21 protein-coding genes are annotated in these 20,859 nt (G+C 69.8%); 12 read left to right on the forward strand and 9 right to left on the reverse strand.

The features are described 5' to 3' along the window. Positions 1-54 precede the first annotated feature (54 nt). The 11 genes from F8M74_RS11480 to F8M74_RS11530 are packed head-to-tail and all read left to right on the forward strand — an operon-like array spanning position 55 to position 11,495. Positions 55-702: a cytochrome c3 family protein gene (locus F8M74_RS11480; RefSeq protein ID WP_141256376.1), complete on the forward strand. Its 648-nt coding sequence runs from the start codon at positions 55-57 to the stop codon at positions 700-702. Next, the gene (locus tag F8M74_RS11485) at positions 690-3,641 is read left to right on the forward strand and encodes a 4Fe-4S dicluster domain-containing protein (RefSeq protein WP_216620010.1); all 2,952 of its coding nucleotides are present in this window, start codon (positions 690-692) and stop codon (positions 3,639-3,641) included. Before F8M74_RS11480 ends, F8M74_RS11485 begins: the two co-directional genes overlap by 13 nt. Continuing rightward, positions 3,638-5,062 carry an NrfD/PsrC family molybdoenzyme membrane anchor subunit gene (gene nrfD / locus F8M74_RS11490; RefSeq protein WP_141256374.1) on the forward strand — a complete coding sequence of 475 codons (1,425 nt, stop codon included), beginning with the start codon at positions 3,638-3,640 and terminating at the stop codon, positions 5,060-5,062. The genes F8M74_RS11485 and nrfD overlap by 4 nt, the downstream gene beginning before the upstream one ends. Further along, a complete protein-coding gene (locus F8M74_RS11495; RefSeq protein ID WP_141256373.1) occupies positions 5,059-5,586 on the forward strand; it encodes a DUF3341 domain-containing protein in 528 nt (175 codons plus the stop codon). The genes nrfD and F8M74_RS11495 overlap by 4 nt, the downstream gene beginning before the upstream one ends. After that, the gene (locus F8M74_RS11500) at positions 5,583-6,263 is read left to right on the forward strand and encodes a cytochrome c (protein ID WP_141256372.1); all 681 of its coding nucleotides are present in this window, start codon (positions 5,583-5,585) and stop codon (positions 6,261-6,263) included. Before F8M74_RS11495 ends, F8M74_RS11500 begins: the two co-directional genes overlap by 4 nt. Continuing rightward, entirely contained in the window at positions 6,260-7,465 is a 1,206-nt protein-coding gene (locus tag F8M74_RS11505) for a hypothetical protein (protein WP_141256371.1), read from the forward strand. Before F8M74_RS11500 ends, F8M74_RS11505 begins: the two co-directional genes overlap by 4 nt. Further along, positions 7,462-7,824 carry a hypothetical protein gene (locus F8M74_RS11510; protein ID WP_141256370.1) on the forward strand — a complete coding sequence of 121 codons (363 nt, stop codon included), beginning with the start codon at positions 7,462-7,464 and terminating at the stop codon, positions 7,822-7,824. The genes F8M74_RS11505 and F8M74_RS11510 overlap by 4 nt, the downstream gene beginning before the upstream one ends. Continuing rightward, entirely contained in the window at positions 7,821-8,861 is a 1,041-nt protein-coding gene (gene coxB, locus F8M74_RS11515) for a cytochrome c oxidase subunit II (protein ID WP_141256369.1), read from the forward strand. Before F8M74_RS11510 ends, coxB begins: the two co-directional genes overlap by 4 nt. Then, a complete protein-coding gene (ctaD, locus tag F8M74_RS11520; protein ID WP_141256368.1) occupies positions 8,842-10,479 on the forward strand; it encodes a cytochrome c oxidase subunit I in 1,638 nt (545 codons plus the stop codon). The genes coxB and ctaD overlap by 20 nt, the downstream gene beginning before the upstream one ends. Further along, positions 10,469-11,119, forward strand: a complete 651-nt coding sequence (locus F8M74_RS11525) for a cytochrome c oxidase subunit 3 (RefSeq protein WP_141256367.1) — start codon at positions 10,469-10,471, stop codon at positions 11,117-11,119. The genes ctaD and F8M74_RS11525 overlap by 11 nt, the downstream gene beginning before the upstream one ends. 10 nt (positions 11,120-11,129) lie before the next feature. Next, positions 11,130-11,495 (forward strand): cytochrome C oxidase subunit IV family protein, encoded by a 366-nt coding sequence (locus F8M74_RS11530; protein ID WP_141256366.1) that lies wholly within the window; start codon positions 11,130-11,132, stop codon positions 11,493-11,495. 18 nt (positions 11,496-11,513) lie between these two features. Here the strand turns inward: F8M74_RS11530 and F8M74_RS11535 are convergent, their stop codons facing one another. The 8 genes from F8M74_RS11535 to mbhE all read right to left on the reverse strand — a co-directional run bounded on the left by F8M74_RS11535 (position 11,514) and on the right by mbhE (position 18,038). Further along, positions 11,514-12,071: a hypothetical protein gene (locus F8M74_RS11535; RefSeq protein WP_141256365.1), complete on the reverse strand. Its 558-nt coding sequence runs from the start codon at positions 12,069-12,071 to the stop codon at positions 11,514-11,516. 216 nt (positions 12,072-12,287) lie between these two features. Next, positions 12,288-12,659 carry a monovalent cation/H(+) antiporter subunit G gene (mnhG, locus tag F8M74_RS11540; RefSeq protein WP_141256364.1) on the reverse strand — a complete coding sequence of 124 codons (372 nt, stop codon included), beginning with the start codon at positions 12,657-12,659 and terminating at the stop codon, positions 12,288-12,290. After that, complete coding sequence (locus F8M74_RS11545; protein ID WP_141256363.1) at positions 12,656-12,937, reverse strand: monovalent cation/H+ antiporter complex subunit F; 282 nt, start codon at positions 12,935-12,937, stop codon at positions 12,656-12,658. Before F8M74_RS11545 ends, mnhG begins: the two co-directional genes overlap by 4 nt. Continuing rightward, positions 12,934-13,407 carry a Na+/H+ antiporter subunit E gene (locus tag F8M74_RS11550; RefSeq protein ID WP_140792084.1) on the reverse strand — a complete coding sequence of 158 codons (474 nt, stop codon included), beginning with the start codon at positions 13,405-13,407 and terminating at the stop codon, positions 12,934-12,936. The genes F8M74_RS11545 and F8M74_RS11550 overlap by 4 nt, the downstream gene beginning before the upstream one ends. Next, entirely contained in the window at positions 13,404-14,909 is a 1,506-nt protein-coding gene (locus F8M74_RS11555) for a proton-conducting transporter membrane subunit (protein ID WP_141256362.1), read from the reverse strand. Before F8M74_RS11555 ends, F8M74_RS11550 begins: the two co-directional genes overlap by 4 nt. Next, complete coding sequence (locus F8M74_RS11560; protein ID WP_140792082.1) at positions 14,906-15,265, reverse strand: NADH-quinone oxidoreductase subunit K; 360 nt, start codon at positions 15,263-15,265, stop codon at positions 14,906-14,908. The genes F8M74_RS11555 and F8M74_RS11560 overlap by 4 nt, the downstream gene beginning before the upstream one ends. Before the next feature lie 2 nt (positions 15,266-15,267). Then, positions 15,268-15,711 carry a Na+/H+ antiporter subunit B gene (locus F8M74_RS11565; protein ID WP_141256361.1) on the reverse strand — a complete coding sequence of 148 codons (444 nt, stop codon included), beginning with the start codon at positions 15,709-15,711 and terminating at the stop codon, positions 15,268-15,270. Then, entirely contained in the window at positions 15,708-18,038 is a 2,331-nt protein-coding gene (gene mbhE, locus F8M74_RS11570) for a hydrogen gas-evolving membrane-bound hydrogenase subunit E (protein ID WP_141256360.1), read from the reverse strand. The genes F8M74_RS11565 and mbhE overlap by 4 nt, the downstream gene beginning before the upstream one ends. Before the next feature lie 205 nt (positions 18,039-18,243). On the opposite strand from mbhE, the gene F8M74_RS11575 reads away from it, so the two are divergent. Continuing rightward, entirely contained in the window at positions 18,244-20,037 is a 1,794-nt protein-coding gene (locus F8M74_RS11575) for a thiamine pyrophosphate-requiring protein (RefSeq protein WP_141256359.1), read from the forward strand. On the opposite strand, the gene F8M74_RS11580 is transcribed toward F8M74_RS11575, so the two are convergent. Next, positions 19,988-20,809: an acyl-CoA desaturase gene (locus tag F8M74_RS11580; RefSeq protein ID WP_141256358.1), complete on the reverse strand. Its 822-nt coding sequence runs from the start codon at positions 20,807-20,809 to the stop codon at positions 19,988-19,990. The two genes, F8M74_RS11575 and F8M74_RS11580, sit on opposite strands and share 50 nt — an antisense overlap. Positions 20,810-20,859: the final 50 nt, after the last annotated feature.

Here is a 20,859-nt window from a genome sequence, read left to right on the forward strand (position 1 = left end):
CGCCCCCGAACGCCGCTCCGCTAGGTGCGGGCCTCGTGCCTGCCTGAGCGGTGTATGGGTCTCTTTCCACCGGCGACCGATGGAGTCCTGCGAGGCGTGCTCGGCCTGATGGCCGTGCTGCCGGTGGCCACGCCCGTGGCGTTGCTGCTGCTGGCCCGCAGTCCCCTGGGGACGGGGGCCTTCGAGCCCGTGCAGCAGCCGGTGCAGTTCGACCACCGCCACCACGCGGCGGACGAGGGCATTGGCTGCCGCTACTGCCATGACGGCGCGTGGCGGGGGCCTTCGGCGGGCATTCCACCCACCAGCCGGTGCATGGGTTGTCACGCGCAGATCTGGAACGAGAGCGCGCTGCTGGCGCCCGTGCGCCAGAGCTACTTCGAGGACCGGCCCATTCCGTGGAACAGGGTCCACCGGCTGCCGCAGTACGTCTTCTTCAACCACGCCATCCACGTCCACAAGGGCGTGGGGTGCGTGAGCTGCCACGGCCGCGTGGACCAGATGCCGCTGGTGGAGCAGGTCGCGCCGCTCACCATGGGCTGGTGCCTGGAGTGTCACCGCGACCCGGCGCCGCACCTGCGGCCTCCGGAGCACGTCGCGGACATGACGTGGAGCCCGCGGGGCCCGGCCCGCGACGTGGGGCTGCTGGTGATGCGGGCCCTGGATGTCTCGCCCCGGACCGAGTGCTCCACATGCCACCGCTGACGGACCGATATTCGCTCCCTGTCCTGGAGGGAGCCGAGCCCTGGCGCAGCCTGGAGGCGAGACAGGGCGCCGCGCCCGCGCCGTCGCCGGGTGAGTTCCCCTTGGATGCAGATGCGCCACCTCGGGGGCTGTCCCGGCGCGTGTTGCTGGAGCTGGCCGCGTTCGGCACCGCCGCCGCGGGCCTGACGGGCTGTTTCCGCGCGCCGCCTGAGAAGGTCCTGCCGTACTCGCGGCAACCGCCGGACGTCACTCCAGGCATCCCGCTCCACTACGCCACGGGGCTTTTGTTGGAGGGCTACACGCGGGGCGTCCTGGTGCGAAGCCAGGAGGGGCGGCCCACGCTGGTGCAGGGCAATCCGTCCCATCCGGAGAGCCTGGGAGCGGCGGGCGCACACGAGCAGGCGTCGCTGCTGGGCCTGTATGACCCGCACCGTGCTCGGGCCGTGCGCCACCGTGGCGCGCCCACCTCCCTGTCCCAGGTCTTCCAGATGGTGCGCCGTCGCGCCGCGCGCCAGGACGGGGGGGCGGGACTTCGCCTGCTGGTGGAGCCCACCGCGTCACCACTGTGGACCCGGACCTTCGAGCGCATCCTGGCTCGCTTCCCGAAGGCCCGGGTGGTGCCCTTCAGCGCCACGCGGACGGGGAACGCGCACGAGGGCGCTCGCCTGGCGTGGGGCCGGCCGCTGCGTGCGATGCCGGACTGGGGCTCCGCGCGCGCCGTGGTGTCCCTGGATGACGACTTCCTGTCCACGCTGACGGGAGGACTGCGCGCGCCACGTGAATTCGTCTCCGCGCGCATGCCGCCGGCGCTCAACCGCCTCTGGGTGGTGGAGAGTCGCTTGAGCCTCACGGGCGCCTTCGCGGACGAACGGCTCCGGGCGCGCCCGTCTCGTGTGCCGTGGATTGCCCAGGCGCTCGCGGCGGAGTTGGGGCGATTGCTGGGGCGCGATGCGTTGAGGGTGCTCGGGCGCGAGGCGCTGGAGCCCGCGGAGCATCGCTGGGTGGCGGGGGCTGCTCGGGACCTGGCAGAGCAGGGGGACGAGGCGTTCATCGTGGTGGGGGAATCCCAGCCCGCGGCGGTGCATGCGCTGGCGCATCTGCTCAACGCGACCTTGCACGGTGGAACGGTGCGGTGCGTGGACTCGCTCCTGGTGCCCGCGCCGGACGCGGCGGCGTTGCCGGCGCTCGTCGCGGACATCCGTGCGGGCGTGGTGGATACGCTGCTCATCACCGCGTGGAACCCCGTCTACCGCGCGCCCACGGACGTGCCCCTGGGGGAGGCGCTGGGGCTGGTGGAGGACGCCGTGTACTGCGCGCTCCACGATGATGAGACCGCCGCGCGGGTGTCCTGGTCCGTCCCCTCCACGCATCCGTTCGAGGCCTGGGACGATGGGCGCGCGGTGGATGGCACCGCGACCGTCCTGCAGCCGCTCATCGCGCCGCTGGTGGAGAGCGCCGTGCCTCCGTTGGAGCTGCTGGCGGCCTTCGCCGGAGCGCTGGCGACCACGCCCTACGAGCGACTGCGGGCCCAGTGGCGTGAGCACGCTGCGGCATCGGGAGGCTTCGAGGAGGAATGGGAACGCTGGCTCGCGGAGGGCGTCGTTCCTGGCACGCAGCTGCCTGTGCAACAGGCAGCCGTGGATGCCGCCTCGGTGCTCGCGGCGGCCCAGTCGCTGCCGCCCTCGGGGGACGGGCTGGAGCTGCACTTCGTCACGGACGTCAAGGTCCATGACGGTCGCTACGGCGCCAATCCCTGGCTCCAGGAACTGCCGGACCCGGTGACGCAGCTCACCTGGGACAATGCCGTGTGGGTGAGTCCCGCCACGGCTTCGCGCCTGTCGCTGGTGCGAGGCGACCGCGTCCGGCTGGAGCTTCACGGCCGTTCGGTGGAAGCACCCGTGCTGGTGGTTCCCGGGCAGGCGGATGACACCCTCACGCTGCCGCTGGGGTACGGCCAGCGCCTGGGCAGTCCGGTGGCACGCGGCGTGGGCTTCGACGCCCAGGTGCTGCGCTTCCAGGACGCGCCCTGGTGGGCCTCCGGCGTGCGGCTCACGCGCGTGGAAGGCCACCACGGCTTCGCGCTGACGCAGGAGCACTGGCACATGGAGGGCCGGCCCATCGCGCTCCAGACGACGGCCGCCCGCTTCGCGGCACAGGGCGATGCGCGGCTCCCCGCGCTCCAGGCACCGACGGAACACCTGTATCCGCCACAGCCCGTGCCGGACGCGTCGGGCCATCGTTGGGGCATGTCCATCGACCTGCACCGTTGCACGGGGTGCAGTGCCTGTGTGGTCGCGTGCCAGGCGGAGAACAACATCCCCGCCGTGGGGAAGGACCAGGTGCGGCGCGGACGGGAGATGCACTGGCTGCGCATCGACCGTTACTTCATGGGGGACGCGGACAACCCGTCCGTCATCACCCAGCCGCTGATGTGCGTGCACTGTGAGTACGCGCCTTGTGAGTACGTGTGCCCCGTGGCCGCCACCGTCCACTCGGACGAGGGGCTCAACCAGATGGTCTACAACCGCTGCGTCGGCACGCGGTACTGCTCCAACAACTGCCCCTACAAGGTCCGGCGCTTCAACTACCTGGAATACAACCGCGGCGGGCCCCTGGACCGGATGTACCGCAACCCCCAGGTGACGGTGCGCTCGCGCGGGGTGATGGAGAAGTGCACGTACTGCGTCCAGCGCATCGAGGCCGCCCGCATCACCGCGCGCATGGCTCATCGTGCCATCCGGCAAGGGGAAGTGCGCACCGCGTGTCAGCAGGCGTGTCCCACGGAGGCCATCGTCTTCGGTGACTTGAACCAACCGGAGGACCCCGTCACGAGGCTGCACCAGGACCCGCGCCATTACGCCTTGTTGAACCACCTGGGGACGCAGCCGCGCACCGTCCACCTGATTCGGCTGAAGAATCCAAGCGAGGCCACGGGATGAGCGAGCCACTGCCCCTGGCTCCGGTGACGGCGGATCCGCTGGTCGTCCACCCGTTGCTCGAGGAGCGACGCCCGGACGCGCAGCTCGGGGAGGCGTTGCTGCGGCCGGTGCTCACCGCGCCGGGCATGGGGTGGTGGGCGCTCGTCGGAGTGTGCGCGGCGCTGTCGGTGCTGCTGGCGGTGGCCATCACCATCACCTTCGTCACGGGCGTGGGGACGTGGGGCAACAACATCCCAGTGGCGTGGGCGTTCGGAATCACCAACTTCGTCTGGTGGATTGGCATTGGCCACGCCGGCACGCTCATCTCCGCCATCCTCCTGCTCTTCGGCATGAAGTGGCGCAACTCCGTCAACCGCATGGCGGAGGCGATGACGCTCTTCGCCCTGGTGTGCGCGGCGCTGTTCCCCCTGCTGCACCTGGGCCGGCCCTGGAAGTTCTACTACCTGGTGCCGTACCCCAGCTCGCTGCGCATGTGGCCGCAGTTCCGGTCACCCCTCACGTGGGACGTGGTGGCCATCACCACGTACCTCACCGTGTCGGTGCTGTTCTGGTACCTGGGCCTGCTGCCGGACCTGGCCACCGCGCGGGACACCGCGAAGCAGCCGTGGCGGCGCCGAGTCTGGGGCCTTCTGTCCCTGGGGTGGCGGGGGAGTGCCCGCCACTGGCGGCACTGGCGCACCGGGTACCTGCTGCTCGCGGGGTTGGCGACGCCACTGGTCGTGTCGGTGCACACCATCGTCTCGTTCGACTTCGCCGTGGCGCAGCTTCCGGGCTGGCACAGCACCGTCTTTCCTCCGTACTTCGTGGCGGGCGCCATCTTCTCCGGGCTGGCCATGGTGCTCTCGCTGTTGATTCCCGCCCGGCGGGCGCTCCACCTGCACGCCGTGGTGACGCAGGCTCACCTGGACGCGCTGGCGCGACTGCTGCTCGTCTCCGGTCTCTTCGTGGCCTACGGCTACGTTCAAGAGCACTTCTTCGGCTGGTACAGCGGAAGCCCCTACGAGATGCACGTGATGAACATCCTGCGCACCGGCCCCTATGCGCCGGCGTTCTGGACCGTCTTCGCCTGCAACGTGCTGGTGCCACAGCTCTTCTGGTCCGCCCGGCTGCGCACCCAGCCGGTGGTCCTGTGGTGCGCGGCGCTGCTCGTCAACGTGGGCATGTGGCTGGAGCGCTTCATCATCATCGTGTCTCCGCTCAGCGAGGACTTCCTGCCTTCGAGCTGGCGGCACTACGCGCCCACCTGGGTGGACCTGAGCCTGCTGTCCGGAACGGTGGGGCTCTTCGGGCTGGGCTTCCTGCTGTTCCTCCGCTTCCTGCCGCCGGTCCCCATCAGCGAGGTGAAGGAGCTCCAACACGAGCTCGAGGCCTCCGAGGCCTTCGCCCATGACGTGTCGGTACGGCAGGGAGGCGCGCGATGAGCCGCTGGGTGCTGGGCGAGTTCCGCTCGCCGGAGCGGATGGTGGAGGCGGCCCGGGCGCTGCGGGCGTCAGGCTTCCTCCGGTTGGACGCGCATACCCCGTATCCGGTGGAGGACGTGGACGCCGTGCTGGGACTTCCCGCTTCCCGGCTGCCGCTGCTGGCGTTGCTCGCCGGGGTGGGCGGCGCGGTGGGCGCCTATGTCGTGCAGTGGTTCACGCAGGCCGTGGACTGGCCGCTGAACGTGGGCGGACGTCCGCTGCACAGTGGCCCCGCCTTCATTCCCGTCACCTTCGAGTCCGCGGTCCTGGCGGCGGCGGGTGCCATCTTCCTGGGGGTCATCGTGGCGTGTGGCCTGCCGCGGGTGACGCATCCGTTCCTCGACCAGGAGGCGTTCCGCAGCGCCAGCATCGACGGGTTCTGGCTCGCCGTCGCCGTGGACGGTTCGGAGGGCGTGGACGCGGCGGAAGGCGCCCTCCGCCAGTTCGGCGCCGCCGTCGTGCTCGCGGTGGAGGGCCGGCGATGAGGGCGCGTCTTGCACGGGTCGCCTTCGGGCTCACGGCGGTGGCCGGCTGCGAGGACCTGGACCCGATGCGGGTGCAGGCTCGCGACGGGGCCTTCGTCGCCAACCCGTACTTCGCGGACGCGCGGGCGATGCGGCCCCGCGTCCCCGGGACGGTCGCTCGCGAGTGGTACTTCCAGGAGGCCGCGTATGCCCGCCGGGGCACTCCGGATGGCGGCTGGGTGGAGGTGGAGCGGCTCCCCGTGCCGTTCACGCGCGACACGCTGCGGGAGGGCCGTGCCCACTTCGAGACCTGGTGCGCGCCGTGCCACGGACTGCTCGGTGACGGGCAGAGCATCGTCGCCCAGAACATGGGCGCGCGGCCGCCTCCCTCGCTGTACGGCGAGGCGCATTCACATCCCGAGCAGGGAGGTGAGGGGCCGGCGGACGCAGGGGAGGGCGCCCGTCCGGTGCCACCTGGATGGGAGGCGCTGCCACACCCGCCGGGCTTCTATTACTCGGTCATCACCGGCGGCTACGGGTTGATGCCTTCCTACGCGGATGCGCTCACGCCCGAGGCGCGCTGGAAGGTCGTGGCCTGGCTCCGGGTCCTTGCGTACAGCCAGCGCGCACCGCTGTCCGCCGCGCCCGAGGACGCACGAGATGAACTCATGCGGGAACCCGTGGAGGGTGCGCCATGACGGCCGCGGTGCTGACACGCCTGACGGAAGGCCGGCGCGTGACCTGGGGCGCCGCCGCGGTGGGGAGCCTGGGGCTCCTGGCCACGCTGCTGGGGGGATGGGCCGCGCCCCGGGAGGCCGCCCACGGCTACCTGTTCGCCTTCGCATACTGGCTGTCGCTCAGCCTGGGGGCGCTCATCATCCTGGCTGCGTTTCACGCGGCGCGCGCCCGGTGGCCCACCGTGCTGCGGCGGTCTCTGGAAATCATGGCCGCGAGCTGCCCGCTGTTCGCGCTGCTCTTCGTCCCCGTGGCCCTGGCGATGCCACACCTGTTCCCCTGGGTGGCGCTTCCTTCCGGCCTGAGCGGGCATGACCTTCAGTTGCTGGCGCACAAGCAGCCGTACCTCAACGTGCCCTTCTTCCTGGGCCGGGCCCTTCTGTACTTCGCCGTCTGGGGCGCGGTGGGCGTCCTCCTGTTCCGCTGGTCGGTGCGACAGGACGCGGAGCCGGGCATCACCGAGCGGGCGGTGCGCATCACCCTGTACCAGCGGCGGCTGGCCTCGGGGGCGCTGCCGCTGATGGTGCTGTGCCTGTCCTTCGCCAGCCTGGACTGGCTGATGTCGCTGGAGCCCCTGTGGCAGTCCACCGTGTACGCGCTCACGGTCGGGTGTGGCGCGGTCGTGGGCGCGCTCGCCACGGTGGCCCTCACCGCCGCCTTCGCGCGAGGCGCGGGACAGTTTGGCGCGTTGATGGGGCCGGCGCACTTCCTCCGGTTGGGAACGCTGCTGCTCGGCTTCGTCTGCCTGTGGGCCTACTGCGGCTTCTCGCAGTTCCTGCTGGTGTGGATTGCCTCGTTGCCGGAGGAGGTGACGTGGTACCGCGCCCGACTGGACGGAGGCTGGATCGCGGTGGCGGTGGCGCTGGCCGTGGGGCACTTCGGCGTGCCGTTCTTCCTGCTCCTGCTCCGTCGCGTGAAGCAGCACGCGGGCGCGCTCGCCGCGGTGGGCGCCTGGCTGCTGCTCATGCGGGCACTGGACGTGTACTGGCTGGTGTGGCCCGCGCTCTCCCCTGGGATGGCGACGTTCCACTGGACCAGTGCCACGGCGTGGGCCGGCGTGGGGGGATGGACGGTGGCCGCGTGGGGGCTGCTCGCGCGCGGTGGCTACACGGTGCCAGTGAGAGACCCCTTCCTGCCCCATTCGCTGCGGGTGCCCCGCTCATGAGCACCGGCTTCACGCCACCTCCGCCCGAGTACCGGCAGCTTCCAGGGCGGCGAATCGCCGTGGTGGGGGCCGCGTGGCTCGTCCTGGTCGCGGGGGCGCTGCTCGTGGTCCGTTGGGGAGAGGGCCGGTACGCGCCCGTGCCAAGCGCGGGTTTTCCCCCGGCCCTGGGGACGCCCGAGGTCGCGGACGTCAACCAGCGGCCCTTCGCCCTGGAGGACGGCGCGCCCCGGTTGCGCGACGCACAGCAGGCACGGTTGCAGACGTATGGCTGGGTGGACCGGGACGCGGGCGTCATCCACCTTCCGGTGGAGCGGGCCATGGAGCAGGTCCTCTCCGCAGAAGAGGGGGCGCGGCCATGAGTGACCTGATGCGGCGCATCCTCTTCCTCCCCGAGGCGGCGTCGTCGCTGGCCCCGCGCGTGGACCGGCTGCACTTCTTCATCATCGGCACCACCTTCGTGGTGGGCGCGGGCATTGGTCTCACCGGGCTCTTCTTCCTGGTGCGCTACCGCCGTGGGCGAGCCCCCGCGCAGGAGCCGGCGATGGCCGCGCCCACCTGGATGGAGGCCGCGTTCGCCGGGGTGCCGCTGGCCTTCTTCCTGCTCTGGGGCGCGCTGGGGTTCCAGGACTACGTGTGGGCGCGCACGCCGCCGCGCGACGCGCTGGACGTCTACGTCACCGGCAAGCAGTGGATGTGGAAGTTCGCATACCCGGACGGGCCGGGCATGGTGGGCGTGCTGCACGTTCCCACCGGCACGCCCGTGCGCCTGCTGCTCACGTCGCGCGACGTCATCCACTCCTTCTACGTCCCCGCCTTCCGCTTGAAGATGGATGCGTTGCCTGGGCGCTACACGGAGATCTGGTTCGAGGCCGTGAGGCCGGGCCGCTACCGGCTGTTGTGCGCGGAGTACTGCGGCCTGGACCACTCGCGCATGCGCGCCGAGGTGGTGGCGTTGGAGCCCGCGGCCTTCGAGTCCTGGCGGGCCCGTCAGTTGGCTCAACCCACCTGGGTGGCAGATGAATCCTTCGGGGAGGAGGGAACCCGGGGACCGCTCGCGCGGCGAGGGGCGGTCGTCGCCACGCGACAGGGCTGCTTCCAGTGCCACACCATCGACGGCACGCCGCACATCGGGCCCACCTGGTTGGGGCTGTACGGCCGCGAGGAGCCGCTGGCCTCGGGTGACAGCGTGCGAGCCGACGTCGCGTACCTCACCGAGTCGATGATGGACCCGCTGGCGAAGGTGGTCGCCGGCTACGCGCCGGTGATGCCGTCCTTCCACGGGCGGCTGAGCGCTGGCGAGGTGGGCGCGCTCGTCGAGTACATCAAGTCCCTCCAGCCAGAGCGTCCGGAGCCGCCCCCCGTCCAGGAGCCCGCGTATGGCCCCCTCCCACGCTGAGCCCTCCGGGGCAGGGCCCAGCTATCTGGACGCGGAGCGAGGGCTCTGGTCCTGGCTCACCACGCGCGATCACAAGCGCATTGGCGTGATGTTCCTGGCCGTGTTGCTGCTGATGTTCCTGCTGGGGGGCGTGTTCGCCCTGGCCCTGCGTGTGGAGTTGCTGACGCCTGGTGAAACGGTGATGGGGCGGCTGGCCTACAACCGCGCCTTCACCGTGCACGGCGTCGTCATGGTGTGGCTGTTCCTCATCCCGTCCATCCCCACGGCCTTCGGCAACTTCCTGCTGCCGCTGATGATTGGCGCCCGGGACGTGGCCTTCCCCCGGCTCAACCTGGCCAGCTTCTACCTCTACGTGCTCGGCGCGGTGATGACGCTGTGGGGCGTGTTCCAGGGCGGCGTGGACACGGGGTGGACGTTCTACACGCCCTACAGCACCGTCACCGGGCGGGAGGTGATGCCCGTGCTCCTGGGCGTCTTCGTGGTGGGGTTCTCCACCATCCTCACCGGCATCAACTTCATCACCACCGTGCACACCCTGCGGGCCCCCGGTGTGACGTGGATGAAGGTGCCCCTCTTCGTGTGGGCGCTCTACGGTACGTCCATCATCCAGGTGCTCGCGACGCCGGTGCTGGGCATGGTGCTGATGCTCGTGGCGCTGGAGCGGGTGGCGGGCGCGGGGCTGTTCGACCCGAGCCGGGGAGGGGACCCGCTGCTCTTCCAGCACCTGTTCTGGTTCTACAGCCACCCGGCCGTCTACATCATGGTGCTGCCGGGCATGGGCGTCATCAGCGAGACGGTGTGCGCCTTCAGCCGCAAGCGCCCCTTCAGCTACCGGGTGATTGTCTGGAGCACGGTGGGCATCTCCTTCGTGGGGTTCCTCACGTGGGGACACCACATGTTCGTCTCCGGCCAGTCCACCTTCGGGGCGGGCGCGTTCAGCGTGCTGTCCATGCTGGTGGCCATCTTCACGGCGATGAAGATCTTCACCTGGCTGGGCACCATGTACCGGGGGAGCCTGTGGGTCTCCACGCCGTTCACCTACGTCCTCGGCTTCATCTTCCTGCTCTTCTTCGGAGGCATGAGCGGGGTCGCCGTGGCCGTCACGTCCGCGGACCTGCACTGGCATGACACGTACTTCGTGGTGGCGCACTTCCACTTCATCATGGTGGGCGCGTCGCTGATGGCCTTCCTCGCGGCGCTGCATTACTGGTTCCCGAAGATGTGCGGCCGCATGTACCCGGAGGGCATGGGCATCGGGACGGCGGTGCTCATCATCTTCGGCTTCATCGCCACCTTCCTGCCTCAGTTCCTGCTGGGCAATCAGGGAATGCCCCGCCGGTACGCGGACTACCCGGAGGCGTTCCAGCCGCTGCACGTGGCGTCCACCGCAGGGGCGTCCCTGCTGGGCTTCGGCTTCCTCATCGTCGCCGTCTACCTGGGCTGGTCGCTGCGGCATGGCCGCGCGGCGGGGCGGAACCCCTGGGGCAGCGAGGGGTATGAGTGGCTCAGCGACTCACCGCCCCCCGAGTTCAATTTCCATGCGCCGCCGCGGTTTCCGAGGCCGCCGCACGACTACGCGAACCCGGGCGTCAACACGGAGGTGGAGCATGCGGCGTGAGGCGAGCCCCCGCCCGGTGGAGCCTCGTGCCCTCCACTTTGGAGATGAGGCGTCCCGCCAGGACGCCGCACACCTGGGCATGTGGATCTTCCTGGCCACGGAGGTGCTGCTCTTCTCGGTGTTGTTCACCGCGTATGCCTTGTACCGGCTGACGTATCCCGGTGTGTTCCAGCAGGCGCCCGCGCACATGGACGTGTTCCTGGGGACGCTGAACACCTTCGTGCTGGTGGTCAGCAGCATCCTGGTGGCGCTCGCGGTGGATGCCATCCGGAATGGACGCGACTTCGCCGCGGCGGCGTTGCTCGCGCTGTCGGTGCTGCTGGGCATCGCGTTCCTGTTCATCAAGGCCGCGGAGTACACGAAGCACGTGCATGACGGGGCGCTGCCCGGCGCCTGGTACGCCTATGAGGCGTTCGCCCTTCCCGGCGCCAACCTCTACTTCACGCTGTACTGGGTGATGACAGGCGTGCACGCGGTGCATGTGCTCGTGGGTGTGGGCGTGCTCGTCACGCTGGCGCTGCGGACGCTGGCCGGGGAGTTCGGGGCCCGCTTTCACACGCCCGTGGAGCTGGGAGGGATGTACTGGCACCTGGTGGACGTCATCTGGTTGTTCCTCTGGCCACTGCTGTACCTGACGTGAGGAGGCGCGCATGCGGGGCGGAGTCCAGGTGCTGGCCGTCGGAGCCGTGTTGCTGGCGCTGGCCACGCTGTCCTTCGGGCTGTCGAAGCTGCACCTGGGGGCGTGGGCGGTGCCGGTCGCGCTCGGCATCGCGCTGTGCAAGGCCGTGCTGATTGCCTTCTTCTTCATGCACCTGGCGGAGCGGCCCGGCGGGCCCCGGCTCGTCATCGGCACCGCGGGTGTCTTCGTTGGCATCCTCGTGGGGCTGGTGTTGGCGGAGGCCGCGGCCCGGGCGTGGCCGACGTTGCCGCCAGGGCCCTTCCCCGTGTCGCGGTTGCCGGGCACCGAACGAAGCGGCCCCCCTCGCGCGGCGCCGCCCTGGCTGCCGCTGCCCTGATGCGCCCGAGCCGCGGGCTCAGGGCGGCGGTGCCGGGAGTGCCCGGACGCCACGGCGCTTCGCATCCATGAGGAGCAAGGCCTTCCGGACAGGCGTCAGGACGCCCAGGCACGCGCCGAAGACCAGGTGCAGGAGCAGGAACGCGGCGATGGGCGGTCCTGCTCGCTCCAGCGGGGGCGCGGCCCAGGGGACGACCAGCACGGGCATGACGGCCTGGAGCATCAGGCCCGCGAGCAGGCCCAGCATCACGACCGTCAGTGCCGTGCCACCTCGAGGCACCAGCATCGCGAAGGCGGTGGCGAGCCCTCCCGCCGTCGCGAAGTGCAGGGCGAAGCCGAGCACCACCGCCGCGGTCCCAGCGGGCGCGTCCCTGAAGATGACGCCGCCCACCAGCCGTGGCGCGTACCAGAGGTCACCCTGGGTGATACCGCCCAGCAGCAGAGCCAGCGCGGCCATGACCCAGGCGCCGAGCGTGCCCACCAGCCCGCCCGCGATGAGCACGTCCCGGACCAGGCTCCAGTGGGCCACGGCGTCCGCGTGCTCCGCCTGGAGCTCCCGCTGCCGCGTGCGGTCCATGGCGCCACCTTCCTTCTGATTCGTCCCGACCCACGACGAGATGGGCTTGGCGGCAGTGTTCCTCGAGCTCTCGTGCCGCGCGTAGTGTCTCCCGGGCGCGTCGTTCGCAGCCTGGCGGGCATTGTGTCGGTCCAGGGGGCCAGTAGCCCCAGACGCCGGGCGTAGCGGCCCGCCGTGGCCCGGTGGACCTTGGAGGCACGCCCACCCGTCCCGCGTTCAATCCTCGCCGTCGGGCCCCAGGCGCGGCTCGTACGGAGCTCCAGCGGGGTGGTGTTCCTCCAGGTCGTTCTGGTGCGTGCGCTCCCAGAGCGGGATGCCGGCGCGAAACGCCGCCTGCGCGATGAGCAGCGTGGCCACCGGCGTCATGACGAAGACGAAGGTGACGCCCAGCGCCGCGCGGGCCACCACGCTGACGTCTCCCAGGCCCAGCGCCGCCGCGCCCATCAGCAGGCCCACGCCCAGCGAGGATGCCTTCGCGGCCCCGTGGAGCCGCAGGAACAGGTCCGGCATCCGGAACAGGCCCAGCCCCGCCAGGAGCATCAGCAACGCCCCCAACACCAGCAACACCGCGGTGATGATTTCCTTCATGGAGTGCCCCTCCGCGCGCTGTAGAGGTATCTGGCGATGACGATGGTGCCCATGGATCCGATGACGGCCAGCACCAGCGCCACGTCCACCAGCTCGGGCTGTCCCACCCAAAGGGCGTAGACGGTGATGACCGCCGACGTCTGGAGCGAGAAGAGGTCCAGCGCCACCACCCGGTCCGTCAGCGACGGACCTCGGAGCAGCCGGTGGAGTGAGAACAGCATCGAGACGGAGATGGCCCCGAGGGCCCCCTGGGTGATGCTCTGCAGCCAGTCGCTCATCGCAGTGCCCTCAACAGTGGAATCTCCACACGCTCGCGGAGCTCCTGGCAGAACGCCTCCCGGGTGGTGGCGAACATGACGTGGACGTAGATGGCCTTGCGGTCCTCGGACACCTCCAGGGCCAGCGTGCCCGGCGCGAAGGTGACGATGAGCGTCAGCAGCGTGATCTCCGCGTCCGTGCGCGCCTCCATGTCGTAGCGGTAGATGGCGGGACGGGTGAGGAGCTTGGGCGTCGCGATCTCGTAGGCCACCCGCACGTTGGCGACCAGCACGTCCCAGCCCACCCCCGCCACCAGCCGCACCACGTTCCACGCCTGCGTCCCATAGCGCGAGGGCACATGCTGCGTGTCGATGAGGGCCAGCAGCACGAAGCCGATGACGAACCCCGTAAGGAGGTTCTCCGGAGTGACGTTCCCCAGCATCGCGGCCCAGAGGAGCGCCAGCATCAGGTTCCAGAGGAACGCGGTCATGGGCGTCCCCCCAGCACCGCCCGCACGTACTCCTCCGGGTCCAGCAACTGGCCCGCGGCGGCGTCCGCCAGCTCCAGCAGCGGCTCGGCTCCCAGGCCCAGGACGACCATGAACAGTGTCATCGCCATGCAGGGCCCGAGCACGCCGTCTCCCAGGCTCAGCGGCCGGGTGGGTTCCTCCGGCTGGTTCTCCGGCGGCGCCTTCCAGAATGCCTCGCGCCAGATCTTCATCATGGAGAAGAGGGTGAGCAGGCCCACGACGACCGCCGTCCCCGCGATGATCCAGTTTTCGGCCCGCAGCGCCGCCTGGATGACGGCCAGCTTGGCGAAGAACCCAGAGAAGGGCGGCACGCCCGCGAGCGACAGCGCGGGGATGAAGAACAGCGCGGCCAGCAAGGGCTGGGTCCGGTACAGGTTGCCCATCTGGTGCAAGTCATAGGTGCGGGTGACGCGCGCGGTGGCCCCGCTCACCAGGAAGAGCGCCGACTTCGCGAAGATGTAGTGGATGAGGAAGGCGATGAGCGCCGTCAGCGCGCTCCGGGTGAACAGCCCCAGGGCGGCGATGAGGTAGCCAATCTGGCTGATGATGTGGAAGGACAGCAGCCGGCGCATGTCGTACTGCGCCACCGCGCCCAGCACGCCCGTCACCATGGTGAGGCCGCCCATCACCAGAAGGAGGGTGCTGGTGAGCTGAGAGTCCTGCGTGAAGACCAGGGTGAACACGCGCGCCAGGGCGTAGACGCCGACCTTGGTGAGGAGCGCGGAGAAGAGCGTCGTCACCGCCGCCGGGGGCGTGTGGTACGAGGCCGGCAGCCAGAAGAAGAGGGGAAAGGCGCCCGCCTTCAGCGCGAAGGCCACCAGGAAGAACATGGACACGGCCGTCATCAGGTTCGGCGTGCCCAGGCCCGGCACCGTGACGGCCAGGTCCGCCAGGTTCAGCGTGCCCGCCGCCCCGTACAGCAGGCCCACCGCGCACAGCAGCACCACCGAGCCCATGAGGCTCAGCGACATGTATTTGATGGACGCTTCGAGCTGCTCCTGTCGGGCCTCCAGCGCGAGCAGTACGAACGAGGCGCCCAGCATGACCTCGATCCACACGAAGAGGTTGAAGAGGTCTCCGGTCAGGAACGCGCCGCACACGCCGCCCACCAGCACCAGCACCAGCGGGTAGTAGGCGCCCGCCTCCTTCGACGCCGGGAGCGTGGCCGCGGAATAGGAGACCACCGTCAGGCCCATCACCCCGGTGACGAGCACCAGCAGGGCGCTCAGCAGGTCCGCGACCAGGGTGATGCCAAAGGGCGCCGCCCACCCGCCCACCTGCATGGACTGGATGCCTTCGCGGCGCACCGTCACCAGCAGCATCGCGCCCACCGCGGCGAGGGCTACCATGGTCATCAGCGCCAGCCACCGGCGCGGCCACGCGCGTGACGGGGTGAGCAGCCCCGCGGCCGCGGCGCCCAGGCAGAGGATCATGGGCAGGCTGAGCAGCGCGGAGGGCGTCATTGCTTGGAGTCCTTCAGCTCGGTGCGCAGGGCCCGCGTGTCATCGGTCCCCGTCTCCTGCGCGGCGCGGTGCACCAGCACCAGCAGCAGCGCGAGCAGGCCGAAGTTGATGACGATGGCGGTGAGGATGAAGGCCTGGGGCACCGGGTCCGCGTAGGGCGGGGAGAGGGCCTCCTGGCCTTCGGGCACCAGGGGCGCGAAGCCGCGCTGCAGCCCGTTGATGGTGAAGATCAGGAGGTTGGTGGCGCTGCCCAGCAGTACCAGCCCCAGCGCGATGCGGACGATGCTGTGGAGCATCAGGCAGTAGAACCCCGCCGCGAAGAGGCCGCCCACGGTGATCGCGAGGAACAGTTCCATGGCTAGCCCCCCATCTCCGGTGCCGTGGTGTCCTCGCCCCGGGCCATGCCCAGGATGAAGCACATGGCCGTCCCCAGGACGACCAGATAGATGCCCAGGTCGAAGAGCTGCGGGGTGCCCACCTTCAATCCATCCGTCCCCGGCACGGGCAACCGCGCCCAGATTCCAGACAGGAAGGGCCGGCCTTCCATCATCGAAGGGACGCCGCTGAAGAGCGCCACCAGCAGGCCCGCCGCGGCCAACCGGGTGGGGTGCACCCGCAATTGCTTGCGCGCTGCGGGCCGGCCAAACGCCACCATCAGCAACGCGAACGCCGTGGCCGCCATCAGTCCGCCGACGAAGCCGCCACCGGGGATGTCATGGCCACGCACGGCCAGCACCAGGGACACGAGCAGCAGCACCGGGGCCATCAGCCGCGCCACGGTGTGCATCACCACGGGGTTCATACCTGCCTCTTCTTTCGCTGAGAGCGCGTGCGGAACAGGAGAAAGACACCCAATCCGGACGTCGCCAGCACGGTGGCCTCTCCCAGGGTGTCGAACGCCCGGAAGTCCACCAGGATGACATTGACGATGTTCAGCCCCTTGCCGGCGGGCACGCTCTGCGTTGCGTAGAAGTCCGCCAGCCGCGTGTGCGAGGGCGTCGAGGCCACGTGCAAGATGATCCAGGTGATGAGCCCGCCCACGGCCAGGGGCAGGGCTGCCGTCCACCAGCGGAAGCGGTGCTCATGCGGCTGCACCGGGAAGCGCGAGAAGACGAGCGCGAACAGGATGACGGTGAGCGTCTGCACCACGACCTGCGTCATGGCCAGGTCCGGCGCGCCGAAGAACACGTACAGCAGCGCCTCCGCCAGGCCCAGCGCGCCCAGCGCGAGGATGGACGTCAGCGCCGAGCGCGACACCACGGCCAGCACCGCCGACACCAGGATGCCCACCAGGACCACCACTTCATGAGACAGCACGTATTTGGAAACGCCCCGGGGCCATTCCCCCAGCCGAAGGACGACGGCCAGCGCCAGCAGTCCGCCGAACGTGGCCAGGGTGACGACGATGTACTGGTGCAGCGAGCCGTTCTGGAGCACCCGCGTCATCGACGAGGACAGCTTGATCAGGCCGCTCAGGGAGGCTTGGTAGAAACGCTCCGGGCCGTGGCTGGACAGATTCAGGGCGCGCAGGCCCTTCAGCACCGGCTGGCGCAGCGCGAAGAGGCTCCCGCCCAGGACGAGGCTCCCCGCGCTCAACCCCAGGGCGGGCGTCACGCCATGCCACAGCGTCAGTTCGAGGCCCCCCGCCTGGCTTCCACCAATGTCCACCGACGCCATGGCCAGCAGGGGCTGGATGGCCCAGGGCACCAGGCCCAACACCAGCCCGGCGGCGGCGAGCAGCGCGGGCCCCACCCACATGGACGGAGGCGCTTCGTGGACCTTCGACTCCGGCTTTTCGGCGCGGAACGTCTTGCCCGCGAAGGGCTGTACGCCCACGCGCAGCGCCGCGGCCACCATGCCGCCGAAGCCCACCGTGGCCGCCGCCGCCAGGGGCCAGCCTCCGGGGCCCTCCAGGCAGGCCTCGTAGATGAGCTCCTTGCCCACGAAGCCGAAGAGCGGGGGCAGGCCCATCATCGACAAGGAGGCGGCCGCGGAGGCCGCGGCTGTCATCGGCAGGCGTTTGCGCAGCCCGCTCAGGTGCGCCACGTCGCGTGTGCCCGTCTCGTGGTCCACCGACCCCGCCACCAGGAACAACGTGCCCTTGTAGAGCGCGTGCGCGGTGAGGAACGTCACCATGGCCTGGATGGAGGCCGCGGTGCCCTGACCCAGCAACATCACCAAGGCCCCCAGGACACTCACCGTCGCGTACGCGAGCACCAGCTTGAGGTCCGTGTGCCCCAGCGCCAGCAGGGCGCCCAGCACCATCGTCATCGTGCCCACGATGGTGAGGATGGTCTCCCATGGGGGCGTGCCTCCGAGGACGGGCGACAGCCGCGCCAGCAGGAAGACGCCTGCCTTCACCATGGTGGCGGAGTGGAGGTACGCGCTCACGGGCGTGGGCGCTGTCATCGCGCCCGGTAGCCAGGTGTGGAACGGCATTTGCGCTGATTTGGTGAAGGCGCCGCCCAGCACCAGCAGGAGGATGGCCAGGTAGCGAGGGCTGTCGCGCACGGTGTCCGCGGCGGCGATGGTGCCGGAGATGGACAGCGTGCCCACTACGTCGCCCAGCAGGAGCAGGCCCACCAGCAGGGACTGTCCGCCCAGCGCGGTGATCAGCAGGGCCCGCTGCGCGGATTCGCGGGCGGCGTCTTCCTTGTGCTCGAAGCCGATGAGGATGAACGAGCTGAAGGTCGTCACCTCCCAGCAGATGAAGAGCAGGAGCGTGTTGTCGGCGAGGACGATGCCCAGCATCCCGCCCATGAAGAGCAGGAGCCAGCCGTAGAAGCGGCCCAGCACCTCATGGTGGACCAGGTAGCGCCCCGCGTAGATGACCACGAGCGTGCCCAGGCCGGTGATGAGCAGCGCCATCAGCAGGGACAGGCCGTCCAGCCGCAGCGCGAAGTCGATGCCCAGATCCGGCATCCACGGCAGCGTCAGCGAGGGCACCTCACCGCGGACCCCGGCGGGAACCTGTGCGCCGAACCACACCGCCAGCCCCGCCGGAAACAGGGCGAGCACCCAGCCCGCCCATGACTTGAACAGCCGGGTGAACAGCACGGCCAGTGCCGCGGCGATGAAGGGAACGAAGAAGGCGATGCACAGAGCCATGACCGGGACGCAGCAGGCCATTGCCTGGGTGCCGGCCTCCAGGCTTCTTCCTTGCACGCCCTCCGCGAGGGCCAGTGGTGGACATTCCCCGCGGTCGCCCGGCTTCGAAGTGTCCACCAGTGCCCGGTCGCTGCCCCGGCCGCTGGACGGGCGGATGGGAGCTCCGCCGCCTGCGGCGGAGCCCGGGTGCCTAGCTTGATGGCGTCCCCGAATCCGAGGAGCCGTCATGAGCGCCACCGTCTCCGACTACCTGCTCCACCGCCTGTCCCAGTGGGGCGTCCGCCGCATCTATGGCTATCCCGGTGACGGCATCAACGGCATCCTCGGCGCGCTCGGGCGCACGTCGGAGTTCCGCTTCGTGCAGACGCGCCATGAAGAGATGTCCGCGTTCATGGCCTGTGCGCACGCGAAGTTCACCGGCGAGCCGGGCGTGTGTCTGGCCACGTCGGGGCCCGGGGCCATCCACCTGCTCAATGGCCTCTATGACGCCAAGCTGGACCACCAGCCGGTGGTGGCCATCGTCGGACAACAGACGCGCTCCGCGCTGGGCGGCCACTTCCAACAGGAGGTGGACCTGATGTCCCTCTTCAAGGACGTGGCCAGCGAATACCTCACCATGGTGACCAGCCCATCCGCCATCCGCCACGCGGTGGACCGGGCGATGCGTGTCGCCATCTACGAGCGCACCGTGACGTGCGTCATCATCCCCAACGACGTCCAGGAAGAGGCCTACCACAAGCCTCCGCACGCGCACGGCACGGTCCATTCGAGCGTGGGCTACAGCGTGCCGCGGGTGCTGCCTCGCGAGCGGGACTTGCGGCGGGCGGCGGACGTGCTCAACGCCGGGAAGAAGGTGGCCATGCTGGTGGGCGCCGGAGCACAGGCCGCGGCGGACGAGGTGATGCACGTGGCGGAGTTGCTGGGCGCGGGCGTGGCGAAGGCCCTGCTGGGCAAGGCGGTGCTGCCGGATGACCTGCCTTATGTCACCGGCTCCATTGGTCTGCTGGGCACCAAGGCGAGCTGGGACCTGATGTCGGACTGCGACACGTTGCTGATGGTGGGCACCAGCTTTCCGTATTCGGAGTTCCTCCCGAAGGAAGGACAGGCCCGGGGCGTTCAAATCGACCTCGATGGCCGGATGCTGGCCATCCGCTACCCCATGGAGGTGGCGCTGGTGGGGGACAGTCAGGAGACGCTGAAGGCGCTGATTCCCATGCTCGAGCACAAAACGGACCGGAGCTGGCGCGACAGCGTGGTGAAGAGCGTGCGGCAATGGGAGAAGACAGCGGCGGCGCTCGCGATGGACAGCGCGAATCCCGTCAACCCCCGGCGCGTGTTCTCCGAGCTGTCACCCCGGCTGCCGGATGGCGTCATCCTGACGGCGGATTCGGGGTCGGGCACGAGCTGGTACGCGCAGCACCTGAAGATGCGCAAGGGGATGATGGCCTCGCTGTCCGGGAACCTGGCCAGCATGGGCTGCGGCGTGCCCTATGCCATTGGCGCCAAGTTCGCCTTCCCGCATCGGCCCGTCATCGCGCTGGTGGGTGACGGTGCCATGCAGATGAATGGCAACGCGGAGCTCATCACCGTGGCCAAGTATTGGAAGGAGTGGAAGGACCCGCGCTTCATCGTCATGGTCCTCAACAACCGGGACCTCAACATGGTGACGTGGGAGCAGCGCGTGCTGGCCGGCGACCCGAAGCTGCCCGCGTCCCAGGACCTGCCGGACTTCCCGTACGCGGCCTATGCGGAGTCCCTGGGCTTCCTGGGCATTCGCGTGGACCGGCCGGAGGCGCTGGGCCGCGCGTGGGATGAGGCACTGAGCGCCGACCGGCCCGTCGTCTTCGAGGCCTACGTGGACCCGGACGTACCGCTGCTACCGCCTCACATCACCTTCGAGCAGGCGAAGCACTATGCCCAGGCGCTGGCGAAGGGCGACGTGGACACGGGCGGCATCCTGAAGCAGTCGCTCAAGGGGATGGTGGAGACACTGCTGCCTCGGGGCGGCGGGAAGTCTTGAGCGGCAAGCTCCGGCGCCCCTCCATTGGCCGGGGTCCTTCCTCACGGGGCGCCTTGCGCAGCTGGATGAGCTTCAGCCATACGAGCAACCGCATCACCTGCCAGGTGGGGTCCAGCTCGAAGCGCCTCGCGGCGAAGTCGGGGCGCGCCGGCCGGGCGTGGTGGTTGTTCTGGAACAACTCGCCCATGCACACCACGTCCAGGGGCAGCGTGTTGCTCGACTGGTCTCGGGTCGCGAAGTTGCGGTAGCCGTACCGGTGTCCGCACCAGTTCACGATGGCGCCATGCACGGGCCCCATCACGAAGTGCAAGGGGAGGAGCGCCCAGTGCCATCGGCGCGTGGCGAAGCGCTTGTAGAAGAGCGTGTAGAGCGCACCAAACCCCAGGCGTGAAGTCCAGCTGCTGAAGAAGCGGTCCACGGCGGGCCACTCGGGGTAGCCACCGATGAAGCGTGCCTCGGCCTGGACGCTCCCCGTGAGCAGGCCTCCGTAGCGGCGCCCCGTTTCCAGCATCATGCGCGGCAGGTGCTTGTGGTGCACGGGGGAGTGCGGGTCACGGTCGGTGTCCGCATAGGCATGGTGTTCACGGTGAAGGATCGCGTAGGCGCGTGGGTCGAGGTAGCTCGAGCCCTGCACCAGCGCGGTGCTCAGGTGCAGGGCGCGTTCAGCGCGCGGCGTCATCGTGAACATCCGGTGCGCGGCATAGCGGTGCTGGAAGAGGCTCTGGAAGAGCACACTCAGCGTCCAATGAGAGGCGAAGGCGAAGGGGATCATATTCGTACAACCCACTGGGGTGTCACCCTTCTGTCAGCCAACGCCCGATA

This window comes from Myxococcus sp. CA023, from assembly GCF_010998615.1.
GTDB lineage: Bacteria > Myxococcota > Myxococcia > Myxococcales > Myxococcaceae > Myxococcus.

Bases quoted from the DNA above. Each gene is read 5' to 3' on its own strand.
- F8M74_RS11485 (WP_216620010.1), top strand. From the start codon at position 690: ATGCCACCGCTGACGGACCGATATTCGCTCCCTGTCCTGGAGGGAGCC.
- F8M74_RS11555 (WP_141256362.1), bottom strand. From the start codon at position 14,909: ATGACGCCCTCCGCGCTGCTCAGCCTGCCCATGATCCTCTGCCTGGGC.
- F8M74_RS11545 (WP_141256363.1), bottom strand. From the start codon at position 12,937: ATGAGCGACTGGCTGCAGAGCATCACCCAGGGGGCCCTCGGGGCCATC.
- F8M74_RS11495 (WP_141256373.1), top strand. From the start codon at position 5,059: ATGAGCCGCTGGGTGCTGGGCGAGTTCCGCTCGCCGGAGCGGATGGTG.
- F8M74_RS11565 (WP_141256361.1), bottom strand. From the start codon at position 15,711: ATGAACCCCGTGGTGATGCACACCGTGGCGCGGCTGATGGCCCCGGTG.
- mnhG (WP_141256364.1), bottom strand. From the start codon at position 12,659: ATGAAGGAAATCATCACCGCGGTGTTGCTGGTGTTGGGGGCGTTGCTG.
- F8M74_RS11530 (WP_141256366.1), top strand. From the start codon at position 11,130: ATGCGGGGCGGAGTCCAGGTGCTGGCCGTCGGAGCCGTGTTGCTGGCG.
- ctaD (WP_141256368.1), top strand. From the start codon at position 8,842: ATGGCCCCCTCCCACGCTGAGCCCTCCGGGGCAGGGCCCAGCTATCTG.
- mbhE (WP_141256360.1), bottom strand. From the start codon at position 18,038: ATGGCCTGCTGCGTCCCGGTCATGGCTCTGTGCATCGCCTTCTTCGTT.
- F8M74_RS11560 (WP_140792082.1), bottom strand. From the start codon at position 15,265: ATGGAACTGTTCCTCGCGATCACCGTGGGCGGCCTCTTCGCGGCGGGG.
- F8M74_RS11505 (WP_141256371.1), top strand. From the start codon at position 6,260: ATGACGGCCGCGGTGCTGACACGCCTGACGGAAGGCCGGCGCGTGACC.
- coxB (WP_141256369.1), top strand. From the start codon at position 7,821: ATGAGTGACCTGATGCGGCGCATCCTCTTCCTCCCCGAGGCGGCGTCG.
- F8M74_RS11525 (WP_141256367.1), top strand. From the start codon at position 10,469: ATGCGGCGTGAGGCGAGCCCCCGCCCGGTGGAGCCTCGTGCCCTCCAC.
- nrfD (WP_141256374.1), top strand. From the start codon at position 3,638: ATGAGCGAGCCACTGCCCCTGGCTCCGGTGACGGCGGATCCGCTGGTC.
- F8M74_RS11500 (WP_141256372.1), top strand. From the start codon at position 5,583: ATGAGGGCGCGTCTTGCACGGGTCGCCTTCGGGCTCACGGCGGTGGCC.
- F8M74_RS11580 (WP_141256358.1), bottom strand. From the start codon at position 20,809: ATGATCCCCTTCGCCTTCGCCTCTCATTGGACGCTGAGTGTGCTCTTC.
- F8M74_RS11550 (WP_140792084.1), bottom strand. From the start codon at position 13,407: ATGACCGCGTTCCTCTGGAACCTGATGCTGGCGCTCCTCTGGGCCGCG.
- F8M74_RS11480 (WP_141256376.1), top strand. From the start codon at position 55: ATGGGTCTCTTTCCACCGGCGACCGATGGAGTCCTGCGAGGCGTGCTC.
- F8M74_RS11575 (WP_141256359.1), top strand. From the start codon at position 18,244: ATGAGCGCCACCGTCTCCGACTACCTGCTCCACCGCCTGTCCCAGTGG.
- F8M74_RS11535 (WP_141256365.1), bottom strand. From the start codon at position 12,071: ATGGACCGCACGCGGCAGCGGGAGCTCCAGGCGGAGCACGCGGACGCC.
- F8M74_RS11510 (WP_141256370.1), top strand. From the start codon at position 7,462: ATGAGCACCGGCTTCACGCCACCTCCGCCCGAGTACCGGCAGCTTCCA.